The 9930-nt window shown below is 41.4% G+C and carries 11 protein-coding genes; 5 read left to right on the top strand and 6 right to left on the bottom strand.

What is annotated here, in order from left to right; genetic code table 11:
* Positions 1-71: 71 nt before the first annotated feature.
* The 4 genes from BCU91_RS18615 (at position 72) to BCU91_RS18600 (ending at position 2102) form a co-directional block, all read left to right on the top strand.
* Positions 72-479, top strand: a complete 408-nt coding sequence (locus BCU91_RS18615) for a phosphate-starvation-inducible PsiE family protein (protein ID WP_076540074.1) — start codon at positions 72-74, stop codon at positions 477-479.
* 147 nt (positions 480-626) lie between these two features.
* Positions 627-929 carry a PilZ domain-containing protein gene (locus BCU91_RS18610; RefSeq protein ID WP_102440396.1) on the top strand — a complete coding sequence of 101 codons (303 nt, stop codon included), beginning with the start codon at positions 627-629 and terminating at the stop codon, positions 927-929.
* Between the two features lie 42 nt (positions 930-971).
* Complete coding sequence (locus BCU91_RS18605) at positions 972-1637, top strand: AAA family ATPase (protein WP_102532121.1); 666 nt, start codon at positions 972-974, stop codon at positions 1635-1637.
* A gap of 114 nt (positions 1638-1751) precedes the next feature.
* Positions 1752-2102 carry a VF530 family protein gene (locus tag BCU91_RS18600; RefSeq protein WP_102476086.1) on the top strand — a complete coding sequence of 117 codons (351 nt, stop codon included), beginning with the start codon at positions 1752-1754 and terminating at the stop codon, positions 2100-2102.
* A gap of 119 nt (positions 2103-2221) precedes the next feature.
* On the opposite strand, the gene BCU91_RS18595 is transcribed toward BCU91_RS18600, so the two are convergent.
* From BCU91_RS18595 to rssA, 6 genes are all read right to left on the bottom strand, one after another.
* The gene (locus BCU91_RS18595; protein WP_102476085.1) at positions 2222-3088 is read right to left on the bottom strand and encodes a hypothetical protein; all 867 of its coding nucleotides are present in this window, start codon (positions 3086-3088) and stop codon (positions 2222-2224) included.
* A gap of 28 nt (positions 3089-3116) precedes the next feature.
* Entirely contained in the window at positions 3117-3731 is a 615-nt protein-coding gene (ribA, locus tag BCU91_RS18590) for a GTP cyclohydrolase II (protein WP_076540064.1), read from the bottom strand.
* 86 nt (positions 3732-3817) lie between these two features.
* The gene (locus BCU91_RS18585) at positions 3818-4174 is read right to left on the bottom strand and encodes a YibL family ribosome-associated protein (RefSeq protein WP_076540062.1); all 357 of its coding nucleotides are present in this window, start codon (positions 4172-4174) and stop codon (positions 3818-3820) included.
* A gap of 139 nt (positions 4175-4313) precedes the next feature.
* The gene (gene nrdG / locus BCU91_RS18580; protein WP_102440400.1) at positions 4314-4787 is read right to left on the bottom strand and encodes an anaerobic ribonucleoside-triphosphate reductase-activating protein; all 474 of its coding nucleotides are present in this window, start codon (positions 4785-4787) and stop codon (positions 4314-4316) included.
* 146 nt (positions 4788-4933) lie between these two features.
* Entirely contained in the window at positions 4934-7054 is a 2121-nt protein-coding gene (gene nrdD / locus BCU91_RS18575; protein WP_102532120.1) for an anaerobic ribonucleoside-triphosphate reductase, read from the bottom strand.
* 406 nt (positions 7055-7460) lie between these two features.
* Positions 7461-8435: a patatin-like phospholipase RssA gene (rssA, locus tag BCU91_RS18570; RefSeq protein ID WP_102532119.1), complete on the bottom strand. Its 975-nt coding sequence runs from the start codon at positions 8433-8435 to the stop codon at positions 7461-7463.
* 118 nt (positions 8436-8553) lie between these two features.
* On the opposite strand from rssA, the gene BCU91_RS18565 reads away from it, so the two are divergent.
* Complete coding sequence (locus BCU91_RS18565; protein WP_102532118.1) at positions 8554-9921, top strand: DEAD/DEAH box helicase; 1368 nt, start codon at positions 8554-8556, stop codon at positions 9919-9921.
* The last annotated feature ends 9 nt before the right edge of the window (positions 9922-9930 follow it).

Genomic DNA, 9930 nt, shown 5'->3' with positions numbered 1-9930 from the left:
ACTCAGTATTATTCCATTTAGCAGAATATACTGAATTATCAATCAAATTTATAATAAGAGATGTAATAATCATGCCACTCCCTATACTCCGCCAAATAGGTGTTAAAAGCCTTAAAGGCGTCGAACATATCGTTCTTTTCATTATTTCTCTTGCGACCGTCTTTGCCATTGGCGAAGAGGTGATGCATATGTTCGATATTAGAACCGTAGAACTTGCCGATTTGCTACTACTCTTCATTTATCTTGAAGTCTTAGCCATGGTGGTCAATTACCTCGAGTCAGGTAAGCTACCTATCCGCATGCCACTATATATTGCTATTGTGGCACTGGCCCGTTACTTAATTCTTGATATGAAAGATATGGATGACTGGCGCATACTGGCGATTTCTGTTTCAACGATTGTGCTAGCAGCCACGGTCATTGTCATTCGCTGGGGACAACTGAAACTGCCCTACCCTAAAAGCAAAGATTTCGACTAAGCTCACAGAGTAGACACCTTTGTTAATTTATATCAACAAATAAAGCGATAAGTGACTTACTTATCGCTTTTTTTAACGATGTTGATTACTATCACTAATAATGACTAATACTTATGATGGATTAAGCAAACAGGGAGCGATAAGGTTATGTCAAATGAGCCTATAGGGTTTGAAGAAAAAAGAGCTTCTTTAAGAGTCGATATGGAAGCCGAGCGAGTTTTATTGCATTGGATTGACGCTAATGGCCAGCCCCAGGAAGATGCTGGCATTTGTATCGATTTAGCCCGTAAAGGAATTTTAATCGACTATAAAGCGCCGTTTGCCTTAGGCGACTTAATCGCAGTCACCTTCAACCATAACACTGACAAACAAAATACCATCAAAGGCCAAGTATGTCGTTGCCTTGAGTCAAATCCACAGAGTTATCATATTGCCATGCAGTTGCTTTAAACGCTTAAAGCAGTGCAATATCTTTAACATTAAGGTGATACTATGATTATATTAGTCGGCGGCGAAAAAGGTGGTAGTGGCAAAAGTTGTTTAGCGCAAAACCTCGCTGTATATGTAACCGAAAGCTTCAATGCCAGTGTATTGATGGTTGATTGTGACCCGCAAAAAACCACCTCAGATTGGATCCAAGCCAGAAATGAACACCCCAGTTTAAAACCCATTAATTGCATTCAATTATACGGCAAAATCCGTAATGACTTACTTAGTCTTAATGAGCGCTTTGAATACGTTATTGTCGATTGCGGTGGTCAAGATAACCTTGCCATGCGCGCAGCGATGTCAGTCGCCACTTACGTACTCATTCCGCTTAGGCCCAAAAGACGTGATTTAAAAACGCTTCCACACATGGAGGACATGCTAAGCACCTGTAAAATGGTCAACCCAAAAATGGTGGCTGCAATAGTCGTCAGTCAATGCCCTGCTCTGCCATCGCAATTTAAGCGTATTTTAGAGGCCAAGGAAGTAGTGCAATCATTTGGCTTAAAAGCGCTAAATGCCATTACCTTCAATCGTAATATTTATGATGACAGCGAAGAAAGTGGCTCGTCAGTGCTTGAGATTGACCCTGAAGGTAAAGCAGCAGTAGAAATTCGCGCCATAGCCGAAGAGCTTTTTGCCATTCCACCAGATAATAGCTTCGAGTTTTAGGTCTGATATGCTGAAGTTTCAGTGTGGTTAACTTAGCACTGAAACATTTCAGCACTAACGTCATCAGCAAGCCAATGTTATAATGTCGGCAAATTGGTAAATTAAGCTGCGTACATGACTCAAGCAAACAATCCTCTTCATGGAATTAAATTAGAAACTATTGTCACTGAATTAGTGGAAAAGTATGGCTGGGAAGAATTAGGCAGCCGCATTAATATTCGCTGTTTCCAAGATAATCCAAGTGTTAAATCCAGCCTCAAGTTTTTAAGAAAAACCGAATGGGCCCGTGATAAAGTTGAATACTTATGGCTAAAAACCAACAAGCTGCCTTTGCCTGCTCCTAAAGTTTATGATGCAGCAAAATCAACGACAAAGGCTCATCAAGGCTCGGGTGCCAAACCTGTGTCCAAAGCGCAAAATAATAAATGCACTGCAGGTGTTAATGCTGATATTTGGGGCAAATAAACACCATTGATAAACAAGCGGTCTGAAACAAACCTCTAACTACCTGTTTATTCGGTAAATAGTACAAAAAAGCCTGATTGGTTTAATTAAACCATCAGGCTTTTTTGTAACCGATGAAACTACATAGGGAATTCAAAAATTAATCGCCACACCTGTAACTCCCCATCAGTTTGATAACTCATACCAAATCGGTCTGTACTGAACCATCCCCAACCTAACGGCTTAGACAAGGCTAATGTCACTCCCACTTCATAGGAATATTGCGTAAGCACATTTTCTTGCACTGGGGTAACAAACTTAAGTTTATCGAAATACCAGCGCCCCGCTACAAACAAGCGTGGCTCAACGGTATACTCACCCCAATCCCAGCGTTGATTTAAGCCAAAATCAATGCCAGATTGCAATACAGAATAGCCATCAGAGCTGTCATTGATACTGCTTTTATAGCCAGCATAATAAATTCGGTTAACCCACACCGGATTATATTTGGGTTGTGCCAATTCATATAACGCTGAAAAACCAGTAGAGAAAATCCCCACATTACTGGAATTTGAAAAGTTATGCCCGTAGCCCAAATCTAAATAGGTTTCTAGGGTGAGCTGCTCGTCATAAAACCATTTGTACTCAATCCCTGGGGTTATGGTCATAGTGCCGACACCATCGGGTAGTTCACCTTCTGGCAAGTCACTAAAAGAGTAATTAAAAAAGCCCAATGAAACTGGCAACCTTAGGGTCAGCAGGTGATCATCGGCCTGTTCAATATCAAATGCGAAAGGAATATTGGCCACTGCAGCGCTCTGGCCAGAAGCGCGATAAATCCCGCTGCCAATATAATTTGCAAAAGCGTAATGGGAAAGATCGGGGTTGTCAGCATCAAATTGAGCCTGACAAGGTTGAACAACAAAAAGCGCTGCAATAGCTATTACAGCGCTTTTATATAATGGAAATTGATTTGCTTTAAAACCAGTAAACCAACTCAGTAACATGATTTAATCTACGCTATTTCGTCAACTGTTATTTATTGTCATCAATAAAATGGTGTTCTGTCATCATATGACCTAACTCGGTTGATTTGGTTTTTAAATATGCTTCATTGTAACGGTTTTTGCCCACTTGCAATGGAACTCTTTCGCTCACTTCAATGCCAACTGCCTGCATGGCCTTCACTTTACGTGGATTATTGGTCATTAACTTCACTTTGCTAACACCAATTTGAGCTAACATAGGTTCAATCATATCGTACTTACGCATATCAGCTTCAAAACCTAAACGTTCGTTAGCTTCAACAGTATTGGCACCTTGATCTTGCAGTTCGTAGGCTCGGATTTTATTCAGTAAACCAATGCCACGGCCTTCTTGTCTTAAATAAAGAATAAAACCTTGGCCTAATTCAGCAATATTTTGCATTGCAGTTTGCAGCTGAAAACCACAATCACAACGCAAACTAAACAAGGCATCACCGGTTAAACATTCAGAGTGAATACGACCTAACATTGGCTCATTAGCATTTAGCTCACCAAACGTTAGCGCAACATGTTCTTTACCGGTTTCGGTATCTTCAAAACCATGCATTGCAAATACGCCCCAAGGCGTAGGTAACTTAGAAGTGGCGATATATTTAATCGACATTGACCAACCTTTCAGACAACGCTCAATTTATGAGTCTCATCATCCATGCAACTGACTTACGTCATAACTAATAGGGATAAACTGGATTAGAATTTTGCTGGGGCAAAACCAGTTACTGCTTTAATATTCATTTCGCGGCCAAGCGCAGTCATTGGATGTACAACAACTAATCCTTTAACTGATTTTTTTAATTTACCCATGTCTGCTTGTTCCGCTTTGGTCAGCACACGACTAAATTTTAGTTCTTTTACATCTTTACCGGCTTTGTTTAATTGACGTGATTGCTGATTTTTCAAACTTGCAATACGTTTTGTTACTGTCGCGATCTCTTTTTTAAACTGCATGATAACCGCTTTATCTTCACGGGCTTGTGCAGCAGCAAGTTTACGGCGAAACTTTTCTGCTTTATCGTTTAATGCTTGCAGTTCTTCTTTTAAATTCATTGTGTTACCTTAAATTTCAACATTGTGCCACTGACACAATAACATGCTCAAACACAGCACTTGTATCAATCCAACACGTTTACGGAGGCGAAGTATAACAGTTCGTTAGACGAAACACATTATCCACAGCAGCTTATGGTTAATCTATTTGAACTAAATCATGAATAATTTGATTACTGCTACCACGCCACTTCAAACTGGGATCCGCTAAATCTTGCTCGAACTTGCCATCCACTAACACATCTACATAGTCTAATACTTGCAGTTGTTTGAGGGACATTTGATCGAGCTTGTAGCCACTCCATAGCCAAATGTCTTTATCTGGGCATTGTTGTTTTACCCGTTTAACCAAAGACAAAATGCTGTCGAGATTAGCTGGGAATAATGGGTCGCCACCAGAAAGTGATAAACCACGGCGCTTGATACGAGTATCATTTAAATCAGCAATAATTTGATCTTCCATCATTTGGCTAAATTCATGGCCTGAACGAGGATCCCAAGTAGACTGATTATAACAACCACGGCATTGATGCTCACAACCTGAAACAAACAAGGTCGCGCGAGTACCTGGGCCGTTGATCACATCGATAGGAAAATACTGATGGTAATTCATAATCACTTCTCTTACTGCTCATTGTCGCGTAAATACTCACGCTGTAAACCTATTGGCATCACTAAGGCCAAACCAAAACAAGGCGCTTAAAGCGCCTTGTTGGGTTAATCACGGAATTAGCTTTGCTAACTTCATGAATTTGCTATTTATAAATGCTTAACGCGGCGTTTAACTTCTTCTTGCTTACCATAGTTAAATGGTCTTGCATCAGGGCTGCCTAGATAACCACATACACGACGGGTTACCGACACACGGCTTGGCTCATGGTTGCCACATTTAGGGCACACAAAACCTTTACTGGTACAGTTAAACTCACCAACGTAACCACAGTCATAACATTCATCGATTGGGGTATTGGTACCGTAATAAGGCACTCTGGTGTAACTGTAATCCCAGACGTTTTCTAATGCTTCAATATTGTGCTGCATGTTCGGGAACTCACCGTAACAAATAAAGCCACCATTGGTGATTTCTGGGTACGGTAATTCAAACTCAATTTTATCGTATGGATTGACTTTCTTTTCGACGTCTAAATGGAAACTGTTAGTGTAGTAACCTTTATCAGTAACCCCTGCAACCACACCAAACTCTTTGGCATCTAGCTGGCAAAAACGACTACATAAGTTTTCACTTGGGGTGCTGTATAGGCTAAAGCCATAACCTGTTTCTTGTTTCCACGCTTCAGTCGCGCGCTTCATCACTGAGATAATTTCAATGGCTTTAGTGCGTAACAGCTCGCTATCAAACACGTGCTCATTAGTACCATAAAGTGCATTAATGGTTTCATGTAAGCCAATGTAGCCTAATGAGATTGACGCGCGGCCATTTTTAAAGATTTCAGACACATCATCATCTGCATTTAAACGAACACCACAAGCACCTTCCATATATAGGATTGGTGCAACACGCGCTTTTACACCCACTAAGCGGGCAATACGGGTATCGAGTGCTTTACGAGCGAGTGTCATTCTCTGTTCTAATAAGGCAAAGAAAGCGGTTTCGTCGCCCTTGGCTTCAATGGCGATTCTAGGTAAGTTTAAGCTGACAACACCTAAGTTGTTACGCCCTTCATGAATTAACTCACCATTTTCTTCATAAGTTCCTAAGAATGAACGACAACCCATTGGCGTTTTAAATGAACCAGTAACGCGTTCAACTTGTTCATAATTAAGAATATCTGGATACATGCGCATGGTGGCACACTCTAATGCTAACTTCTTCACATCGTAGTTAGCATCAGCAGCTTTATGATTTAGGCCATCACGAATAGCAAAAACCAGTTTTGGGAATACCGCTGTTTTACGGTTTTTACCTAGACCTGCCATACGTACTTTAAGAATCGACTTTTGAATTAAACGCGCTTCCCAGCACGAGCCTAAGCCAAAACCAAAGGTCACAAATGGCGTTTGGCCATTGGCGGTATGAAGGGTATTTACTTCATATTCTAAAGACTGGAATGCGTCGTAACATTCTTTTTCAGTTTGCGCCATGGCAAAGGCTTCAACATCTGCTACGCCCCACTCTTTACCGATAACCAACTGCTTTTGATAGCTCTTTTGAACGAACTCAGCTAATACTTCATCAATGCGGTTAATGGTGGTGCCGCCATAGATATGGCTAGCCACTTGGGCAATAATTTGCGCAGTTACTGCAGTCGCAGTTGAAATTGATTTAGGGGTATCAATTTCAGCATTACCCATTTTAAAGCCATGGGTTAACATGCCTGCTAAATCAATTAGCATGCAGTTAAACATTGGGAAGAATGGTGCATAGTCTAAGTCGTGATAATGCAGTTGACCTGACTCATGTGCAGCAACAATATCTTTTGGCAATAGATGCGACTTGGCATAATGTTTGGCCACGATGCCAGCAAGTAAATCCCGTTGAGTTGGAATAACTTTAGCGTCTTTATTGGCATTTTCATTTAAAATCGACGCGTCGCTTTGTTCAACCAAACCACGAATTTCGCAGTTCAATTTACTTTTGGCTTCACGGCAAATATCACGGTCGTGACGATACTCAATATAATGACGCGCAACCTCTTTATGAGGACCTTCCATTAATAAGTTTTCAACTAAAGCTTGTAAATGATGGATCTCAACTTCTTCATCGTTAGCAACTTGATCTCTAATCACACAAGCGACTGTTGAAGCATAGTCTTCATCAGCACTACCTGTAGCAGTTTCCATTGCTGCAACAATGGCATCCTTGATCCGCGACTCATCAAATAGAGTACGACAACCGTCCCTTTTAATTACTACAGGCATTACTTTTACTCCTTTTATGCACAGGATATAAACACTATATATCCACACATAATTATCAACAAACACAATATATGGTGCATTAGGCAATAATAGGCACTAAAAATCCATGATCTAGATCATGTTTTGATGAAGGGGAACAAAATGAAAAAAATTACTGCCAAGCTCAACACTATTTAGAAAAGTTGAACTTGACCAGGTTATAAAAAGCAGCTACTGAGTGCTGAAACGCCTATAAATAGACTGCTATTTATTACAGATTTAAACTGGTAATTGCAGGCTTATACGAATAGTTATCGCAGATTTATACAAATAGTTACCACAGATTTATACTGGTATATTGATGCTTAAACAGGTCATTTCAACCGTTAAAAATCAGTATGATTAAAGCAAAGCGCTTTAATTGGCGTTAATCATTTGGGCTAATACCAAGGGCTGCATAAATTAAATGCGCAGATTGGCGCACAGATTGACGGCCTGCTTCTATCGCTTCATCAGCACGATGAAACTCCATGGTACCGATATCAGCAAGCTGTGGCACTAAACACACATCCGGTGGATCGCCCATTAATCTGGCGCGTTTATGGCGCTGCTCTAAAATATCCATTGATTGCGACATCACCGCAATCATCCCAGGGTGAGATTTCGTGCTTGTGGAAAACTTTTCTGAAAAACTATTTATATACTCTTTACCTTTACCTAGCAGATCCATAAACGCCGACTCTGGCTCTTTGGCCACTAATTGCTTTTCAATTTCAGTGGGCGCACAGCTGGTCATTTGTTGAGGCAACATATGCATACTATTACGGCGGTGACCATTTAAGTCCACTGCCATCACTACATCAACGTCCATGGTGCGGCACATTGACACTGGCACAGGGTTTACCACTGCGCCATCCACTAACCAGCGATCATGCAATTGTACTGGGGGTAAAAAGCCCGGCATTGAACACGAGGCTCTTACCGCATGACGTAAATCGCCTTCTTTGAACCAAATTTCTTGGCCAGAATATAAATCGGTCGCCACTGCCGCAAACGGCTTTTGCAATTGCTCTATTTTTAGATCGCCTATTCGACCAGCTAAAACATCAAATACTTTTTCACCACTGATTAAGCCACCTTTGCGCCAGCTTAAATCCATTAAGCCTAAAACATCCCAACTAGAAAACCCACTCACCCACTCATGTAACTCTTCTAAATGATCATTAGCATAAGCTGCGCCCACCAGAGCCCCAACAGAGCAGCCAGCAATCTTTTCAGGGTGGATCCCCATGGCGGCCAGCTCTTTTATCACCCCAATATGAGCCCAGCCCTTAGCCGCGCCACTACCGAGGGCGATCCCAACACGAAGTGATGATTTATTTTCTTTTGAAGCCTTAGACATTTACCAAACCCTTAACCATTTTTGCACACCTAAGTAGCTTATCTTACGCTTAAGCTGTTGGCTATCAAGTCGCTTACACGTTATAATATCTGGCTATCATTTTTTAGGGGATTTACCTTTGTTATTTACCGATTTTTCTTTAGATAAACGCTTACTAGACAGTCTAAAGCATATGGGCATTTCTGAGCCAACAGAAATTCAGCAGCAAGCCCTGCCAATTGCCCTAGCGGGTAAAGATTTAATGGCATCATCTAAAACCGGTTCAGGTAAAACCCTGGCGTTTTTATTACCTGCTTTGCAGCGGGTAATATCGACTAGGGCCCTCTCTAAAAAAGACCCTCGCGTTCTGATTTTATTGCCAACCCGTGAACTTGCTCAGCAAGTCTATGGTCAATTACGTTTACTGGTTGCCAATACCCAATATAAAGCCATTAGTATTTTAGGTGGCGAGAACTTTAACGATCAAGCAAAATCGCTATCTCGTGACCCACACTTTATTGTGGCAACACCTGGGCGTATTGCCGATCATCTTCAACAGCGCCACTTATACCTAAATGGCTTAGAGTTACTGGTACTTGATGAAGCCGATCGCATGTTAGATCTTGGTTTTGCGCCACAACTTAAAGCCATTAATGACGCTGCAGATCATAAGCGCAGACAAACCTTGATGTTTTCAGCGACATTAGATCACGATGACATCAATGATATCGCCGCAACATTATTAAAGACCCCTAGCCATGTGGCTATTGGCGCATCGCATGCAGAGCATAAAGATATTGTTCAGCGCATCTTTTTAGTTGACCACCTTGATCACAAACAAGCCCTGCTGCAGCATATTTTAAAACATGAGCAACACAAGCAAGTGATCATTTTTACTGCAACTCGCTCAGACACTGACAGACTCGCCAAACTATTGTCTGCTGAAGGGCTAGAAACCGCTGCGCTCAGTGGTGACTTAAGTCAGTCAGCACGTAATCAAATTATGGACAAATTCAGCCGTGGCCAACAAAAGATTTTAGTCACCACAGATGTTGCTTCTCGCGGGTTAGACTTATTAAATGTGTCATTAGTAATTAACTTTGACATGCCAAAGTTTGCCGAAGAATATGTTCACCGTATTGGCCGTACTGGCCGCGCAGGCGCTAAAGGCGATGCTATTTCATTAGTAGGCCCGAAAGACTGGGATAGCTTTAAGAAAGTACAGGTGTTCTTACGTAAGAACTTTGACTTCTCAACTATCGCAGGCCTTGAAGCTAAATTTAAAGGCTTAAGAGACAATCCTAAGGCATCAAGCGCCAATGCAAAATCAGCTGATGCCAATACAGGTAATGCCAAGCGTGTCGCTAGCAAGAAGCCAAAAGTGGCGCCTAAACGCGACAAGCGCTTTGCCACCGGTATTGATATTGGTGACGCACCAATGCGCCGTAAAGCAAAACCAGCAAAAATTATCGAAACTGATGATTCAATTGTCAGTGACGAAGAATAACCGTAATTT

The organism is Shewanella sp. 10N.286.52.B9 (assembly GCF_002873635.1).
Classification (GTDB): Bacteria; Pseudomonadota; Gammaproteobacteria; order Enterobacterales; family Shewanellaceae; genus Shewanella.
The sequence above is the reverse complement of the archived record's forward strand: the minus strand, read 5'-3'. Positions and strand labels throughout refer to the sequence as shown.